General features: G+C 38.7%; 13 protein-coding genes. 3 read left to right on the top strand and 10 right to left on the bottom strand.

Translation table 11 applies throughout. From position 1 onward, the window contains the following. Positions 1-131: 131 nt before the first annotated feature. Positions 132-1,508 carry a hypothetical protein gene (locus tag RIB54_RS12910; protein ID WP_350101292.1) on the bottom strand — a complete coding sequence of 459 codons (1,377 nt, stop codon included), beginning with the start codon at positions 1,506-1,508 and terminating at the stop codon, positions 132-134. Beyond that, positions 1,492-2,043, bottom strand: coding sequence for an RNA polymerase sigma factor (locus RIB54_RS12905; RefSeq protein ID WP_350101291.1), 552 nt, complete (start codon positions 2,041-2,043; stop codon positions 1,492-1,494). The genes RIB54_RS12910 and RIB54_RS12905 overlap by 17 nt, the downstream gene beginning before the upstream one ends. Before the next feature lie 96 nt (positions 2,044-2,139). On the opposite strand from RIB54_RS12905, the gene RIB54_RS12900 reads away from it, so the two are divergent. Further along, positions 2,140-3,426, top strand: coding sequence for a type IX secretion system plug protein (locus tag RIB54_RS12900; RefSeq protein WP_350101290.1), 1,287 nt, complete (start codon positions 2,140-2,142; stop codon positions 3,424-3,426). Here RIB54_RS12900 and cas6 read toward each other — a convergent pair. The 4 genes from cas6 to RIB54_RS12880 form a co-directional block, all read right to left on the bottom strand. Next, positions 3,423-4,223 carry a CRISPR-associated endoribonuclease Cas6 gene (gene cas6, locus RIB54_RS12895; protein ID WP_350063200.1) on the bottom strand — a complete coding sequence of 267 codons (801 nt, stop codon included), beginning with the start codon at positions 4,221-4,223 and terminating at the stop codon, positions 3,423-3,425. The genes RIB54_RS12900 and cas6 overlap by 4 nt on opposite strands. A 181-nt stretch (positions 4,224-4,404) precedes the next feature. Next, the gene (ychF, locus tag RIB54_RS12890; RefSeq protein ID WP_350101289.1) at positions 4,405-5,502 is read right to left on the bottom strand and encodes a redox-regulated ATPase YchF; all 1,098 of its coding nucleotides are present in this window, start codon (positions 5,500-5,502) and stop codon (positions 4,405-4,407) included. 6 nt (positions 5,503-5,508) lie between these two features. Further along, complete coding sequence (locus RIB54_RS12885) at positions 5,509-6,606, bottom strand: AI-2E family transporter (RefSeq protein ID WP_350063198.1); 1,098 nt, start codon at positions 6,604-6,606, stop codon at positions 5,509-5,511. Positions 6,607-6,676: 70 nt separating this feature from the next. Further along, a complete protein-coding gene (locus RIB54_RS12880) occupies positions 6,677-7,018 on the bottom strand; it encodes a DUF3276 family protein (protein WP_350063197.1) in 342 nt (113 codons plus the stop codon). A 166-nt stretch (positions 7,019-7,184) separates the two neighbouring features. Here RIB54_RS12880 and RIB54_RS12875 point away from each other — a divergent pair, with 166 nt between their 5' ends. Continuing rightward, positions 7,185-8,090: a DUF58 domain-containing protein gene (locus tag RIB54_RS12875; RefSeq protein ID WP_350101288.1), complete on the top strand. Its 906-nt coding sequence runs from the start codon at positions 7,185-7,187 to the stop codon at positions 8,088-8,090. A gap of 46 nt (positions 8,091-8,136) precedes the next feature. Here the strand turns inward: RIB54_RS12875 and RIB54_RS12870 are convergent, their stop codons facing one another. After that, positions 8,137-8,484 (bottom strand): 4Fe-4S dicluster domain-containing protein, encoded by a 348-nt coding sequence (locus RIB54_RS12870; RefSeq protein WP_350069855.1) that lies wholly within the window; start codon positions 8,482-8,484, stop codon positions 8,137-8,139. A 108-nt stretch (positions 8,485-8,592) separates the two neighbouring features. Between RIB54_RS12870 and RIB54_RS12865 the strand changes: the two genes are divergently transcribed. Next, positions 8,593-9,600, top strand: a complete 1,008-nt coding sequence (locus tag RIB54_RS12865) for an acyl-CoA reductase (RefSeq protein WP_350101287.1) — start codon at positions 8,593-8,595, stop codon at positions 9,598-9,600. A 43-nt stretch (positions 9,601-9,643) separates the two neighbouring features. On the opposite strand, the gene RIB54_RS12860 is transcribed toward RIB54_RS12865, so the two are convergent. The 3 genes from RIB54_RS12860 to RIB54_RS12850 all read right to left on the bottom strand — a co-directional run. Continuing rightward, positions 9,644-11,104 (bottom strand): flotillin family protein, encoded by a 1,461-nt coding sequence (locus RIB54_RS12860; protein WP_350069849.1) that lies wholly within the window; start codon positions 11,102-11,104, stop codon positions 9,644-9,646. After that, complete coding sequence (locus tag RIB54_RS12855) at positions 11,104-11,694, bottom strand: hypothetical protein (RefSeq protein WP_350101286.1); 591 nt, start codon at positions 11,692-11,694, stop codon at positions 11,104-11,106. Before RIB54_RS12855 ends, RIB54_RS12860 begins: the two co-directional genes overlap by 1 nt. Positions 11,695-11,883: 189 nt before the next feature. Beyond that, on the bottom strand, positions 11,884-17,584 hold a 5,701-nt coding region (locus tag RIB54_RS12850), incomplete at its 5' end, for an Ig-like domain-containing protein (protein ID WP_350101285.1).

Below are 17,584 nucleotides of genomic sequence, written 5' to 3'. Positions count from 1 at the left end.
AAAAGAGCCGTTTTAATGTAAGTGATAATTCAATAATGAGATTTTAAATAATTATTAATCAATTATTTAAAAGTCGATTATTAAAGAAATATCTAATCACTTCCTTTAGAAAATAATTAGATATAGAAATGCTACTTAATGATGTATTTAAACTTAAAGCCTACTTCAAAATAGGTAGGTCTACTACCTTCTGGTGTGAACGAATTTATAGTTTGTCTCAGCTGTGGCTGGAGGGAAAGCATGTAGCTTTCCCCAACGTCATAGCTAAATTCAGAGCCTATCAAACCACTTAAAGAATATGTAGAATAACCATTATCGCTACCATTATTTTCTACAGATTGCGCCCTGCCAGACTCGTCAGTAATCTTCTGCCTTAAGAAGATATCATTGGAGACCCCACTGAGCAAAAGGATATTAAACTTCCTGTCTAACAGGATGTAACCAGCCTGCAACGGCACTGACAAAAGCTCATAAGTGTTGGAGATTTTATATGAATCTGTATAGGCATATGACTCTTCAGAAGACAATGAAGCACTCCTATTCACCGCACTAAATCCTTCTGTATTTAGCGCCACTATGTTTGAGCTAGACGTATTAGATTGTTGAACATAATTTAAGCCGCTCATCAACACAAATCGCTTAGATATTTGGGTCCCCACGTTCAAGCCAAAGCTGTATGCATTTCCATTCGATTCGTCATTTGCCACATCTAGTGAAGAGGCTTGACCTGCATCGGAATTCAGAATACCCTGAGCAAGTGAACTCGAAGAAGAATTGTTATTGTTAAAACTCCCTGCACTCATACCAACCCCTGCCCAAAGCCCTTTAAAATCATCTGATTTACCAGACGGAATATTGGATAACCAAGGCACCATTTTGGGTTCAACAAGCTCCCCATTTACTTCAAAAAAATCAACTCCCATATGTTCCATTCTATTAGGGGAACTGGTCTCATTTTGGGCAGTAAAAGCAGCATTATTTATTGCTACACTATTGTCACTATCAGTCACGTCATCATTTAAACCACTCTCATTTACTGCCAATAAAGTTTGATTAGCGGATGTTTCCTTTTCGGTACTTTTCCCCTCTTTATCAGTGGTTTCATCTAAGCCTAAACCCTCATTATCATTTGATTTCGAGCTTGGCACACTGCGCTCATTTCTTTTACTTACGCTCTCTTTTTCTTGAGCAATTAACGGTTGCTTTTCTTTAGTGTCGACTTCCGGTTGACTAGAATTATCCGATTCCTGATCTGCCGTAACCTCGAATAAATTTCCCTGATTGTAGTAGTTTTCATACAACTGCCAGCCTCCAATACTCATGGCAAATGATACTGAGGCCGCTGCTAAAAGTTTAAAAAACAAAAGGCTTCTTTTGTAATTCTTGCCTTCATTATTGGCAACTTCCACTTCTATTTTTGACCATACAGTTTCAGATGGAGCCATTTCAGCTCCTTCAAATGCACTCTCCCACTCGTTCTCAAACATCCCTCTATCTGACTCTTTCATAGCTTTTTTGTTCTTCTTGACCAATTCGAGCTTTCAATAGCTCCTTAGCTCTAAAGTATTGTGACTTTGACGTTCCAATACTTATATCTAACATCTTCGCAATTTCCTGATGCGAATAACCTTCAATAGCGTATAAATTGAAGATGATCTGACACCCCGAAGGCAGCTCTTTTATAAAAGCCAAAAGTTCTTTGAAGTGATAATTAGATAGTGAAAAATCACCGTCTGAAATGTTGTTCAATTCCTGCACATCCACCATAGGAAACATATAAAGTTTACTTCTTTGATGGTTTAATGCTGTGTTCACTACAATTCTTTTAATCCAAAATCCTAGCCTTGCCTCTTCTCTGAATGTCTTTATTTTTTCAAATATTTTAATGAATGCCTCTTGAATGATGTCTTCGGCTTCCAAATCGGACTTGGAATAACGCATAGCAACAACAAGCATCCGTCCAGCAAATTGGTCATACAATTGCTTTTGGGCTTTGCGGTCACCTTTGATACATCCTTGAATCAGCGCCTTTTCGGAGTCCATTTAAAATATTTCAGTACTTATCGTGTTTATTAGACACAGTCTAAGTCGTTAAGGTTGGAATACTTATCTTAGCTAGCAAAAATTATACTCAAATTTATGAGGAATTTTGGTCTCCGAGCTTCATTAGCAGTTGTCACAGTACTTTCATTAGGTTTCACTCTTAATGAATACCCTCCAAATAATAAAAAATTGCTCTATGAAGATGCAAATTATGAAGAAGAAATAAGGACAGTGCTTTTATACCCCAACGCAGGTAGGGCCACTGATGTATTCTCGCCCCCTGTAACAGCATTAGGCAGCAACAACTTAGTCTTGCAGTTTGATGATTTGGTAGAGTCGCACGAACAATATCGGGTAAAGATAGTACCATGCACTTATGACTGGAAGCCCAGCCAGGTTAATAACCTCGATATTTTAAATGACTTTAATGAGTTTAACATCACAAAGTATGAGTATTCAACAGATACTAAAATCGCCTACATACACTATACATTTAACCTGCCACCAATAAAATTACCTGGCAATTATCTGCTGGTAGCCTATAGGGGAACCGATGAGAAAGACATCATATTAAGTAAGCGGTTCATGGTTTTCAATCCAAATTTAAACATTCAGTTAATGACTAATTTGATGGGGATAAGTTCAACCAATCGACTTAACCAACAAATTGATTTTAAAATAACCTATGAAAATTATGAGTTGATCAATCCTATGGAATCGGTTAAGGTCGTGCTGCGGCAAAATCAGCAATGGTATAATACAATTACCCTTGACCGGCCTACTTTCTTTCATGAGGGAGAACTGGAGTATAGGTTTTTTAACTATGAAAACAATTTTAGCGCTGGTAACGAATATCGTTTTTTTGACATGCGCTCATTAAGATATCCTGGTCAGAGAGTGGCTAATGTAGACTTTGGAACACGGCCTACAACAGTAAATATCATGCCCGACCAACCCAGAATATATCAGGCCTATGCTCAATATAATGACCTTAATGGTGACTTTTATATCCAGAATCAGGACACAGGTGGCTCCTCAGAATCAGATTACTTGTATACCAATTTCACATTATTGGCCAATGAAGCATTAGGTGGGGAGGTATATGTAGTAGGTAAAATGAACAATTATAAAATGGACAATTCTACAAAAATGGAATATAATCCAAAACGTAAAGTCTATACCAATTCCCAAATTCTAAAACAGGGTATATATGACTACAAGTACCTTATTAAAGGTGATAGCCTTAATAACAACTACCTTGAAGGCAATCATTTTGAAACGGAAAATGATTACGAGATTTTTGTGTATTACAGGGCACCAAGCCTCAGAGGGGACTTATTACTTGCTTACAGGCAAATAACTTTAAACAACCGGGACAATTAAGCGTAGCTAAATTCGTATTTTAAAACCCTACTATTTGGGTTTGAATTAGCAACATCCAGCATACCAAAGCCTTTATGAGTGAATTGTCCTAAGCCACAATGGAATACGAATTCCTGTACTTCTGGTGCAGCATATAAGGTAAAGGGAAAGGTATAGCCGCGCACTTCATATTTCACATCCTGATCAAAAACCGGATAGATTCTGGCGAATTTCTTTTGAGCTGCGGTGAGCCTGGCAATATACCCTTTGTCCGGCACCACCTGAAACTTAAAGAAGCTGGTCAACTGCTCTTCTGAGAACATACCGGTATCCTGCATTCTTTGTATGGTTGACTCATACAGCAGATCAGAAAAGGTATCTGTCTCTGGCTGTATAAACCTCTTAGCAGTGCTGTCATTAAATGATGAACTGAGCAGTACCAATGGCGAAATACAGATAAACTTTATGGAATCCTCAAATTTGATACTTTCTTCCAACTCAACAGATTCTGGCTTTAAAAATAAGCTGCCAATTTCTACCTGATCAAAGTTGAAAAGGTTGGATAAGAAGTAATCGATAAAATCCTTATTAGGGCTTGAAAGTACCAATGTAACCCTGCTTGAATAGAAATGAAGTCCCTTTCTACTGACTTTGGTTTGCCCCTTTAATCCTGAGAAATTATAAAAGGCATAGTCGATCATATCCTTATTACCACCTTTCATCAGTATCCCTTTAATCATCTGCGCCAGCATATACTGGTGATGGAAGGGGACGTGGCTTCCTCTGTTCTTTAAAATAAAAACAATACGGACTCTCAATTGACTAAAAATTAACCGTTCAAAAAAATAAGGACCTCGGTCACACAAGAACTATTCAGATAGTTCAATCATAAAAAACTGCCAATGCTCCTTATTACAGGGCGGTCCATTGGGCAATAGTTAATAAAAATAAGTCTAAAAAATCAATTCTAAAAGCAGAGGTTAAATAAAAGTTTAATTATTACACATTAAACCTGAAGTGCATGATATCTCCATCCGAAACTACATACTCCTTTCCTTCCACTGACATTTTACCAGCCTCCTTACACGCCACTTCAGTTTTATACTTTTCGTAGTCGATAAGTTTGATTACCTCTGCCCTGATAAACCCTTTTTCAAAGTCCGTGTGGATTACTCCGGCTGCCTGTGGTGCCTTCCACCCTTTCTTAATTGTCCATGCCCTAACTTCTTTAACACCTGCAGTAAAATAGGTGATCAAGTCTAAAATAGAATAAGCTGCCTTAATAAGTTTATTAAGACCAGATTCCTTGAGACCATATTCTCCTAAGAACATAGCGCGTTCATCAGGGTCTTCTAATTCAGCAATTTGAGCTTCTATTGATGCAGAAACAACAACTACCTCCGCATTTTCATTTTTAACACCTTCTTTTAGTTTTTCTGAATGCTCATTACCTGCTGGCAAAGCAGACTCTTCAACATTTGCCACATAAATAACAGGTTTGGCAGTAAGCAGCTGTAAATCTGCAACCGCCTTTTTATCTTCAGCATCCATTTCAATTGTTCTGGCATTCTCTCCAGACTCCAGGTGCTTTTTATATTCCTGAAGAATAGCAAGTTCCTTTTTAAATTTAGCATCTCCGGTTTTTGCCTGCTTTTCTATTCTTTGAATCTTTTTATCAATTGACTCTAAATCTTTAAGCTGTAACTCAAAATCTATTACCTCTTTGTCAGCCATAGGATTCACTCTACCATCAACATGTACGATGTTATCATCATTAAAACATCTCACAACGTGTGCGATAGCGTCAACCTCGCGGATATTGGCCAAAAATTGATTTCCGAGACCCTCACCCTTGCTGGCCCCCTTCACTAACCCTGCTATATCAACAAACTCAATCGTTGTTGGCAATACTTTTTGTGGATTAACTAAGTCCTCCAAAATATGAAGGCGCTCATCAGGAACAGTTATAACACCAACATTTGGTTCTATAGTACAAAAAGGGAAGTTTGCCGCTTCGGCTTTATTATTAGAAATCGCATTAAATAATGTTGATTTACCAACATTTGGCAATCCAACAATACCACATTTTAGGGCCATGAAAGTTTATTTTTTCTGTATTTTAAAAATATTGTAGCTCCTGTACCCTTCATACAATTCAGAGAATGATACCCTCAAAATTGTATAAAAAGGAATGGCAGCAACCATGCCTGGTATGCCTGCCAAAGAAGCGCCTGCAAATATAATTATAAAAATCTCTAATGGATGGGCTTTGACACTTTTAGAGAAGATTATAGGCTGAAGAAAAACATTATCTACTATTTGCACAATGCCAAAAACAGAAACTATTTTAAGAAAAAGAATTAATACTGATTGGAAACTGGTAATGTCCACCCCGGTGCTCACCCCCACAATTACTCCAAAGGTAGCCCCTAATATTGGCCCAAGATATGGGATTAAATTAGCTACTGCAGCAAACAAGGCAATAGTTAAAGCATACTTAATACCAACAATACTTAAGCCTAACGCTGCTATACTAAAAATCGAAAACATCTGAAAGAGCAACCCCGTAAGGTAGTTTGACAACAACTTTTCTATTTTATTGTAGGCGGTAATAGTTACTTCAAAATATTGATTGGGAATTAGCGCTATCAGCTTCTTACGCATAGAGCCCATTTCATAAAGAAAAAAGAAAGAAATAAAGGTGACAGCCATTATCCCAACAAAAAATTGACCTGTAAAAGACAATATTGCGTTAAGGAGGTTACTGAACTGTATTGTTGAGATAATCTCCACTATATTTTCTTTTAGGCTATTTACAATAAAACCTCCAGGCTGGGTAGTTAAGTCATTTGAGATAAGAAATACTTCAAGGTTATGTAGAGGTGTAGTAAAGCGCTCATAAAGACCTTCATAATTCAGCCCTGAAAGCACCTCTACCTGCTCAGATATCAGAGGGATAAAAAGCACAACAAAGGAAGAGGCCAATAAAGTCAATATTGCGAAGGAGAGTATTACGGCAAGCAACTTGGGCATCCTTAAGCCGAAAAACTGAGTATTACTCAAATACCGCATCAGGGGTCTTAATATTGAGCTAAGGACAATGGCAAATGCCAGATAAAGAAAGATATCCGAAAATATCCAAGCCAGAAAAATGAGCAAGGACAAAGATATGAATATGAACAGTAACGTATTTCTTAACATGATCTTAAACAAACATAATAAAAAAAGCCCTGACCAAGGAGTCAAGGCTTTTACCTAATTACTTTTATTTTCAATCCCACTTCAGCTCTGTATCCACGTCAGCGGTCTCGTTGTCCAAAGCTTCTTCGTCTCTGTCATATTGTGAAAAATCAACATCAGGAAGCAACTCATCTTTCACGTGATTGACTGTATTGTTCAGTGCTGCAGTAAACTTATTGAAATCTTCTTTGTACAAGAAAATCTTATGTTTTTCATAAGTATAGCCCTCATCCTTATACCTCCTTTTACTTTCCGTAATCGTTAGGTAATAATCATTTGATCTAGTGGCCTTCACATCGAAGAAATAGGTTCTCTTTCCAGCTCTTACTCTTTCAGAATAAATTTCTTCTCTTTCATTGTTATTCTCTTCCACAGTCCTAGTGTTTAATTATCAAATTTATGCCCACATTTACATTAAATAGAATTTAAATATAGTATAATATTTATATTTAAAGCAAACAGACCATATTAATTGTAAAACATTTTTACAATTCTGTCGTTGACGGGGTTTTGATAATGACTTCTTGTAAATTCGGGTAATGAAATTAGATTTAGGTAAGGTAAAGGACATAGGAAGTATAGATTTTCTTGCAAAACAGCTTGTAGAGGGTTTTGTAACAGGTCTTCACAAGTCTCCTTATCATGGTTTCAGTGTTGAATTTGCCGAGCACAGGCTATATAATAATGGTGAAAGCACCAGACATATCGACTGGAAAGTATACGCCAAGACTGACAAGCTTTTTACCAAAAGATACGAGGAAGAAACCAATCTCAGGTGCCAAATCATCATAGATAACAGTTCTTCTATGTATTACCCTGAAGCTAATAAGGGTAAAATAGGTTTTAGTATAATAGCAGCTGGGGCTATTGCTTATCTATTGCAAAGGCAAAGAGATGCTGTTGGTATCTGTACTTTCTCTGATAAGATAGAGCTGATGACTGAAATCAAATCTACTTCTACTCACCTTAATAAAATATTTACTTCGCTTCAAGAGCTTTTTAACCAAAATCAGGTCAGCAAGTCTACGCAGGTGGCCAGGATCCTCCATGAGGTTGCTGAAAAAACTCACCGAAGATCCCTGATAGTAATATTTAGTGACATGTTTGATAATGCTGCGGATCTTGATGAAATATTTTCAGGACTTCAGCATATGAAACACAACAAACATGAAGTGCTATTATTTCATGTTACAGACAAGACTACCGAATATGACTTTGACTTTGAAGATCGTCCGCACGAGTTTATAGATTTAGAATCTGGGGAGCGACTTAAATTGCAACCTTATGAAGTAAAGGAGCACTATCAGCAAAAGGCCGAAGAATTTTATAAAAACCTGAAATTACGTTGCGCGCAGCTAAGAATAGATTTTATTGAAGTTGATATTGCTGGTGATTATAATGAGATACTCAAAGCATACCTAATTAAAAGGGCTAAAATGAAATAAGCCAATGCTTGAGGCATTGGCTTATTGTGTATTAATATACGTGCCTTTATTCGTTATGCATCCAGGCCTTCTTTTCTAACAATTCCTCTTCTGTTTCTTCATAATCAGGGTCAGGGACACAGCAATCTACAGGACAAACAGCGGCACACTGTGGCTCTTCATGGAAACCCATACACTCCGTACACTTACCTGAAACAATATAATAAAACTCGTCAGAAACGGGTTCTTGCGACTCATTTCCATCAATCACAACGCCACCTTCCATCTCAACCTCTTTGAGCTCGGTACCTCCGCTCCAATTCCATTCTATCCCACCTTCATAAATTGCAGTATTTGGGCATTCTGGTTCACAGGCCCCACAATTTATGCATTCATCTGTTATCATTATCGCCATATCAACAGCTAGTTTTAATCCTTCAGTTAATTTAAGAACTTTGCAAAAATATAAACTATATCCATGCATACAAACAACATCTGAGTATGAATGGTTTAACTTATGCACATGAATATTCAACAAAGAATAGAGGCCTTTTCCGAATTAGGAAATAAGATTAGAAATATATCAGAAAAAGAGTTTGAAAATCTGTGTATCCATGCCAAAAATAATAACAGCTGGTTTGTAGAAAGCAGCATACAACATGCTCTAAATGGGATTAATCAGTTTCTTACCAAAAGTGATCTAGAGCGCTGGACTAGTAAGTATTCACTTGATAACACCTCAAAAACCATTGGTATTGTGATGGCCGGCAATATCCCATTGGTAGGTTTTCATGACCTACTGTGCATTCTCATTAGTGGACATAAGGCTATGATTAAGGTGAGTTCTCAGGATGAGTATCTGATGAAACACATTTGCAACTTGCTAATTGAACTAAATTCCGAATTTAAAAAGCAAATTACTTTTGTGGACAGACTGGCTAACATGGATGCCATTATAGCTACAGGGAGCGACAATACTTCACGGTACTTTGAATACTACTTTTCTAAGTATCCAAATATTATTAGAAGGAACAGAACATCAGTTGGTATACTTACAGGAGAAGAGGCAGAGGACGACCTCAAGTCTTTAGGCGATGATATTTTTACTTACTTTGGTCTTGGTTGCAGAAATGTCTCCAAAATATTTATTCCAAAAGGATATGATTTAAATACTTTCTTTGGCGCAATTGAGCAATTTAATGAGGTAAGGCATCATCATAAATATAATAACAACTACGAATACAACAAGTCCATCTATTTAGTAAACAATGAAAAGCATTTGGACAATGGTTTTCTTCTGCTAAAAGAATCACCCGATCTTGTCTCCCCTATTTCGGTGTTATATTATGAGTATTATGAAACAGATAAAGCATTGCAGCTAACTCTGGATAAACAAGTAGAAAAGGTTCAATGTATTGTTTCCAAAAAAGGCTTCTTGACAGGGAGCTTGCCATTTGGACAAGCTCAATCTCCAGGTTTAGATGATTACGCAGATAATGTAGATACAATGAAATTTCTTGAGTCATTATAAAAAATGCCTGCTTAGTGAGCAGGCATTTTTTATTAGTCATTGATTATTTGCCGCCCTTTTCGGGACTTCCTTTATCAGATTTCTGTGTTGGTTTAGCTGTTGGAGATTCTGGTTTTTGTTTCTCTTCCACTACCTTCTCAGCCATGAGCTTAATTTCTTCAGGAGACTTGCCTTTTAGGTATTCAGGTAAATCCATACCAGCCATATTAAACATTTCCTGCAAGGGAGGAACTGACTTATATAGACCTGAAATGAAATTGGCAGTTGAGGTTTTATCCTCAGGGCCATTTCCGCCACCTTCCCAAACCGTGATCTTATCAATTTTGATATTTTTAATAGCTTCAGTTTGAAGTTTTACAAGTTCAGGTAATTTGTCAGCTACCAACAGCAAGACCGCATCTTTGGCATTGTCACCAGCGGCATCAACAATTTGTTTCAAGCCTTGCGCCTGCTTAGTAAGGATTTCATATAAACCTTGTGCCTCAGCTTGTTTCTTGAAAAGGATCGCATCGGCTTCACCTTTCGCCAATCTTCTAATTTGTTCAGCCTGGGCTTCAGCTGCTATTTCTACTTTTTCCTTATCAATTTGAGCTGGAACAACTATATCTGCTGTTTGGGCAGCCTTATCGCGGGTGGCCCTGGCATTTTCAGCAACTTGTTCAGCAGCATATGCTTCTTCCAGCGCCTTTGCTGATTGCACCTTTTCGGCAGCTATCGCCTGTCTTTGAGACTCAGCTTCTCTTTCACGCCTTAAAGCATCTGACTGTGCTACCTTTATTTTCGCTAAGTTTTCTCCTTCAACAGCACTTGCATTTGCATCTGCTACTTTTACTCTTTGATCCTGCACAGCATTGGCGGCACCAATTGCTCCATCCCGGTCCTTTTCAGCAACAGATCTTTTTGCATCATTAATGGCTTTGGCTGCAGCTTCTTTTCCTAATGCTTCAATGTAGCCTGACTCATCTTTAATATCGGTAACATTTACGTTAATCAGCTTAAGGCCAATTTTCTTAAGTTCTGTCTCCACATTGGAGGCCACATTCTCAAGGAATTTATCCCTATTACTATTGATTTCCTCAATGTCCATTGTAGCCACAACCAACCTCAACTGACCAAAAATAATGTCCTTTGCAAGATCTTGAATACTTTCCTGAGAAAGGCCAAGCAAACGTTCCGCAGCGTTGTTCATTACGCCAGGCTCCGTTGAAATACCTACGGTGAAACGTGACGGTACATCCACCCGAATGTTTTGTCTACTCAAGGCATTGGTAAGCATCACCTCTATGGAAATTGGGGTAAGGTCAAGAAACTCATAATCCTGAAAAACCGGCCAAATAAATGCCGCACCACCGTGAATACACTTGGCAGAATCGCCACCCACTTTTCCATATACAACTAAAATCCTGTCCGATGGACAACGTTTATACCTACGGAAAAAAGTGACTAAAACAACAAATACGAAAAATGCCGCAAGGGCAAGAACGGGGAGAAACTGTACGCTCATCAGTTTATTTTATTAGTGGTTATGATTAATAAATTATCGTTTGCAATATTCTTTACCGTGATTACCTTACCTGGCTTTAAGTCTATTTCATCATCAGTGATGGCTTCCAGGGTTCGTAATGAATTTTGAACTTTCACCTGCACTTTTCCTATATTCCCTCTATTGGCTTTCACTTCCATATATACTTCCCCGACCACACCAATTGCATTTTTCATTTTCAAGGTGCCACTTTCATTGGCTTTGCTCAGGTAATAGAATATAAGGCCCATCAAAAACATCATTGCCAAGCCAGCAATTAGGGAAACAGCAATAGAAACACCATTGGACAAACCTGAATCGAGACAAGCAATACCAGTCCATGAAAATATGGTAAAAAACGCCACCATATTTTTTAAGGTGAAAAATTGGAACCCGATTCCGCCATCACCTTCTACATCAGCATCTGCACCAGCATCATCAGGAATGTCCCCACCAAAGAATGTCAACAGCATCTGCAAAAAGAAAAACAGGGTGAAGGGAATTGCTATCCCCCAATAAATCTTTTCCAACAGCTCCAACGCTTCCCACCAAGTGGATAAATTATCAGTCATTTAAGTTTATTTAATTCAATGTAAAATACTTCTTTTCTTATAAATGAAGTACAATTTAAGAATAAATAATCTCAAAATTTTAGTATAGTGCTAATCGGCATAAAGACTATGGCTAATGGTAACCTCAATTATCCGGGCATAAAAAAAGCGGAGCTAAACTCCGCTATATATTTTTCATATCAACTTTTATCAAGGGCTGCCTCCAAATATTACCTCGAGCCATCCTGTATACACCTTGCCCCCCGCTTCAAGTTTATAAAAGAACAAACCTTCCGCAGCTTCATCACCACCCCAAGGGTTTTCATTGGTATAGTTATCACTACTATAAATCTGCTTACCCCATCTACTGGTAATGATTAAATTAGCGCCTTTATCTGCTGAACTTATATCAAGGTTTCTAATTACGAAATAGTCATTAATTCCATCACCGTTAGGTGTAATCACATTAGGAATGAATAGTGAAGAATCCCTGGGTATATCAATATCCAATTCAATCTCACAACCCAATGCATCGATTACAAACAGATCATAATCCCCTACCCCTAAATCATTATAACCCAGTGTGAACTTACCTGAGAATGCATCAAATGGCACTTCATCAGGACCGAGGCCTCCAAATCCAGGTACATCTCCTTCCAACACTGCATTAAAAGGTGACACACCACCTGAAATGCTAACGATGTCAAATGTTCCTGTACTTCTCTCTGGTAATGAACTTGTTATGTTTCCAACCTCTACTGACAATGGAGCCACAATTTCAGGTACTTCTAATGAACTAGGATGGTCAAAGAAGATATTATCAGGACATGCATTCTGACTTTGTCCTAACCTTAATCTAAATGTCCTATCAGGAGTTTGAAGGAATGATCTGTTGGTCACTCGAATTTGATTTCCTATTTGAAGCGTCAAAGTCAGCATATCAACCACCTGCTGTTGGTCATTAAATACAGTCAAAACATAGTCAATACCTGCTTCACCAGTAATATCGGTTAGCAGTAACTCATTCACATACTCTCTGGTGGTACCAAAGCATGACTGCTGCAGCTCATAATCGAAACTAACAGGTACTGGCCCACCATCTATTGTAAATTCAAATGTTCCAGCACAGATACCATCAGTATTGGATGAAACTGTAGCTATATAATCACCACTTAATAATCCATCACCGGTTCTTGGGAATATTCTTGTATCTCCATTCCATCCCTGATCATCAACATAAACCGGATTTTCAGGATCATCTGCGGTAGCTATGCTTACATTAAATGGTGGTGAAACAGCACCAAGGTTAGCCAATCTCATTACTACACTTCCTGAAGAAGGAGCATCACATGATGCTGACTGTGCAAAGGAGTTGAACTCATCAATTTCTATTTGGCCAGGTGTTGTAATAACAAATTCCTCAGTTACTGTACACCCTGATATATCTCTTATAAATACTGTATAAGTATTGGATACCAAGTTTCTGAAAGTCAGAGATTCTGTAAATGCTCCAAAGTCACTTTCCAGCAATGCAATATTAGAAGGCTTAAAAGCTATCTCCCATGTATCACCAGCTGCGTTGGCGCCACCAGATGGAGGGAAATCAACCTGAACTTCTCCGTCATTGGAGTCACATGTGGTTAGGTTTTGAGTAACACGAGCATCAAAAACAATTGGCACACTATTGTCTGGTATGAACGCCTCTACTTCAGCCGGACAGGTATCTCCAACTGACTCTCCAATCAGGACTGTAGTTGTAGAACCTGCTGTGAGTCCCGATATTGTATTATCACCGGATAGCAACTGCCAGCTAACGCCCCCATCTATGGAATAGAAGTAACTACCCGTTGAAGAACCAGATCGCTGAACAACAGCAGTTCCGGTCTCTCCACTACATGTAACTGTGCTCGTACTTGTAATAGAAGCATCTACAGTTGTTCTTGATGCAAGATTAAAGTCCAAGAAACAAGTATCAACCCCAGCTGTAACGAAGTATCTATAGTTAAGTGCTGCAAGGGTGTTAAACACCGAATCATTTAGTTGAGTAGTGAAAACAGAATCAGCCAAATCCGCATCAAAATATTTTAATCCATATATAATGTTACCCGGATCAGCATTAAATTCAACACTAATGGTCAACGACCCATTCTCTAATCCACAATCAGGATTTATAACATCTGTAACACTCAGTGAAGCAATATCAGAGCAGATTGGCCCACCGGTGCCACCGCCACCACCTGAACAAAGTGGATCATTAGCGGCAAGAATTGTTGCCGTAACTGCTAATCTAGTTGTACTTTCGCCACAACCAGGTATTGTTTGCGTTGCAAAGTAAGTCGTTCCATTAACCAATGGAGTATTATTCGCAAGAGGTGTTGTACTGGTAGACGTGCTATACCAAGTTATTCCAGTTCCAAATACATTAAAATTAGCTAATGTAGCATTAGTTACCGGACAGAAAGTCTGACCTGAAGAACCAGTTGGCGCAGGAGTAGAAGTCACAACGGACACAGTAACTGCCAGTCTACTAGTACTTTCACCACATCCTGCATCAGTTTGTGATGCATGATAAGTTGTTCCATCAACCAGTAGATCAGTATCTGCTAACAAATTACCACCTGTTGATGCATCGTACCATTGGATACCAGTTCCAGTAACCGCTAAATTTCCAATTGTTGGTGATGAAGCATTACAGAAGGTTTGAGTTGCATTGCCAGTTGGCGCAGGAGTTGAGGTAAATAATGATACCGCTACAGCTAATCTTGTTGTACTTTCACCACAACCGCCTATTGTTTGAGATGCATGATAAGTAGTGGCATCTGTTAATGCCGTACCTGCAGCAATCAGATTACCTCCAGAAGCAGCATCATACCATTGTATTCCCGTTCCAGATACGATAATATCATCTATTGTCGGGGTAGAAGTACTGCAGAACGATTGGTTCGAATCTCCCGTTGGGGCAGGTGTAGTACTTACAATTTGTATAGTAACTGCAGTTGGTACACTCTCATCGCATAGGTTTGTTTCAGTAACAAAAACATTAAAAGTACCTGCTGCTGCTACACTCCACCCGGGAATTCCTGTTTCAGGATCAAATGTGTTTCCTGAACCAATCTGATTCGTTAAGCCGGCATCACTATACCAATTAATATCAACTCCACCAGCAACGGTTAAATCTGTTATTGTCGTTTCGTTGACACAGTAAATAGTTGTACCAGAAACACTAGGTGCTGATGGCGCTAGAATAATATTGACTGAAATTGTTTCAGTAAAGGTACCACAGGTAGCTGAAACAGCCTCTACTTCTATCACCTGTCCCGCAGACAACGAAGAAGAACTAAATACTTCTGAAGCAGAAGCAGCCTGTAAAACTGGTCCTCCAACTCCATTTCTAAATTCATATGTATCAAAACCAGGTGTTGCTTCAATGTCAACTGCAGTTCCAGCGCAAATTCCTGGATCAGGAGTTTGACTCAAACTCAAAGTTGGGGTAGCTGATATGTTAACAGTAATTGTTTCAGTGACCGTACCGCAACCGGCTAAAGTTGCTGCAACTTCAATTACTTGTGTATCAGTAAGTGAAGTCGATGTGAAAATCTCGGACGGAGAATCCACTTGAAGCACAGGACCACCTATACCATCTCTAAATTCATAGGAATCAAAACCAAGAGTAGCTGAAATCTCTACTGATACTCCTGGACATAACGCAGGGTCAGGTGTTTGAACTAGTGCTAAAGTAGGAGCAGTAGAAACTGAAACGGTTATGGTTTCTAATACCGATCCGCAAGCTCCTGAGATAGCTTCAACCTCAATGATCTGTCCATTTGTAAGGGCAGTTGAATTAAAAGTCTCAGTGGCTGAAGCTGCCTGAAGTACTGGTCCACCTACTCCATCTCTGAATTCATAAGTATCAAAACCAGCTGTTGCCGAAATCTCTACATTACCACCAGCACAACCTGGATCAGGAACTTGATTTAAAGTCAGAGTTATGGGTGAGGAAACATTCAGACTAATAGTTTCAATAATAGTTCCACAAGTTGCTGAAAATGCCTCTACTTCAATAGTTTGTCCATTAGTAAAGTTTGTCGCATCAAAGCTGTTATCTGCTGAGGCAGCCTGCAATACAGGTCCACTCACTCCATTTCTAAAGATATAGGTGTCAAAACCTGTTGTCGCGCTAACTTCAATACTTCCTCCTAAACATCCTGGATCAGGAGATTGTGATAAGGTCAAACTCAATGCAGGATTAACAGATACTGTTATATTATCTGTAATATCACCGCATGTTGCTGAGGTGGCAACCACTTCAATAATTTGACCATCTACAAAAGTTATAGCATCAAATGTATTATTAGCAGATGCTGCCTGAATCACAGGTCCACCTACACCATTTCTAAATTCGTAAGTATCAAAACCTGCTGTTGCAGTTATTTCTATTGATGAACCTGCGCATAACCCAGGATCAGGACTCTGAGTTATGGTTAAAGTTGGAGTTACATTAATATTTATTGTAATTACTTCTATAATCGTACCGCAGGTAGCTGAAAATGCTTCGACTTCAATAACCTGACCATCAGTAAATGAGGTTGAACTAAAGGTATTTACTGCTGAAGCTGCCTGTAAAACTGGTCCGCCTACTCCATTTCTAAATTCATACGTATCATAACCTGCGACTGCCTCAACTGTAATGAAAGTGCCAGTACATAACCCAGCATCCGGTGTTTGTGTTAATGTAAGAGCAGGTACCGAAGAAATATTAACTGAAATGGTTTGAATTGTAGTGCCACATGCACTAGATATTGCTTCTACTTCAATAACTTGTCCATCTGTAAAGTTAGTCGCATCATAAGTATTATCACCTGAAGCCGCTTGCAATACAGGTCCGCCTATCCCGTCTCTGAATTCATAAGAATCGAAGCCAGTAGTAGCTATTATTTCAACCGATGCACCCGAACATGAAGGGTCAGGACTTTGAGCTAATGTCAACACTATTGGCGCAACCACATCAAGTGTAATCGTCTCTGTTAAGTTACCGCAAGTTGCTGAAGTAGCAACTACTTCAATAATTTGACCGTCTGTCAGATTTATATCATCATAACTATTATCTGCTGACGCAGCCTGTAGTACAGGTCCACCTACACCATTTCTAAATTCATAAGTATCAAATCCAGCTGATGCCAGTACTTCAATTGTTGAGCCATCATTACAACCAGGGTTAGGATCTTGAGATAAGACAAGAGCAGTAGCCGGATTCACAGATACCGTTATAGTTTCAGTAAATGTGCCACAAGTTGCAGAGAACCCTTCAACCTCAATAATTTGACCATCTGTAAATGAAGTCGCATCAAATGTATTATCAGCAGACGCTGTCTGCAAAACTGGTCCGCCTACTCCATTTCTAAATTCAAATGTATCAAAATCACCACCTGCAGATAACTCAATAGATGAACCAACACATAAGCCAGGATCAGGACTTTGTGTTAGGGTTAAATTTGTATTAATGACATTTACAGCCAAAACAGTTGGAGTTGAAGCTGTACACCCATTAGCATCTGTATAATTTATTGAAACTTCATAGGGAGCAACACCAGTCCAATCAACCACAATAGAACTACCTGAACCGCCTATAGAAATCACACCACCAGATACATTCCAAATATAATTGGTTTGCCCAGGTTCTGTAGTATAGATTTCACTATCACCCAAACATGCTGTTGCAGCACCCGAAGTGAATGTTGGTGTTGGTGGAATATTAATAAATAATGGCTTGGTATCATTTACTGTCGCACAAGTACCATTGCCAATTACCTCTACTGATAATGTAACAGTAGTTCCTGCATCAGCTGCACCTGGTGTGTAAGTTGGAGAGTCCGTTGTCTCATTGCTCAACGTGCCTGCACCGTCATGCGTC

The organism is Fulvivirga sp. (genome assembly GCF_040218215.1).
Classification (GTDB): domain Bacteria; phylum Bacteroidota; class Bacteroidia; order Cytophagales; family Cyclobacteriaceae; genus Fulvivirga.
The sequence above is the reverse complement of the archived record's forward strand: the minus strand, read 5'-3'. Positions and strand labels throughout refer to the sequence as shown.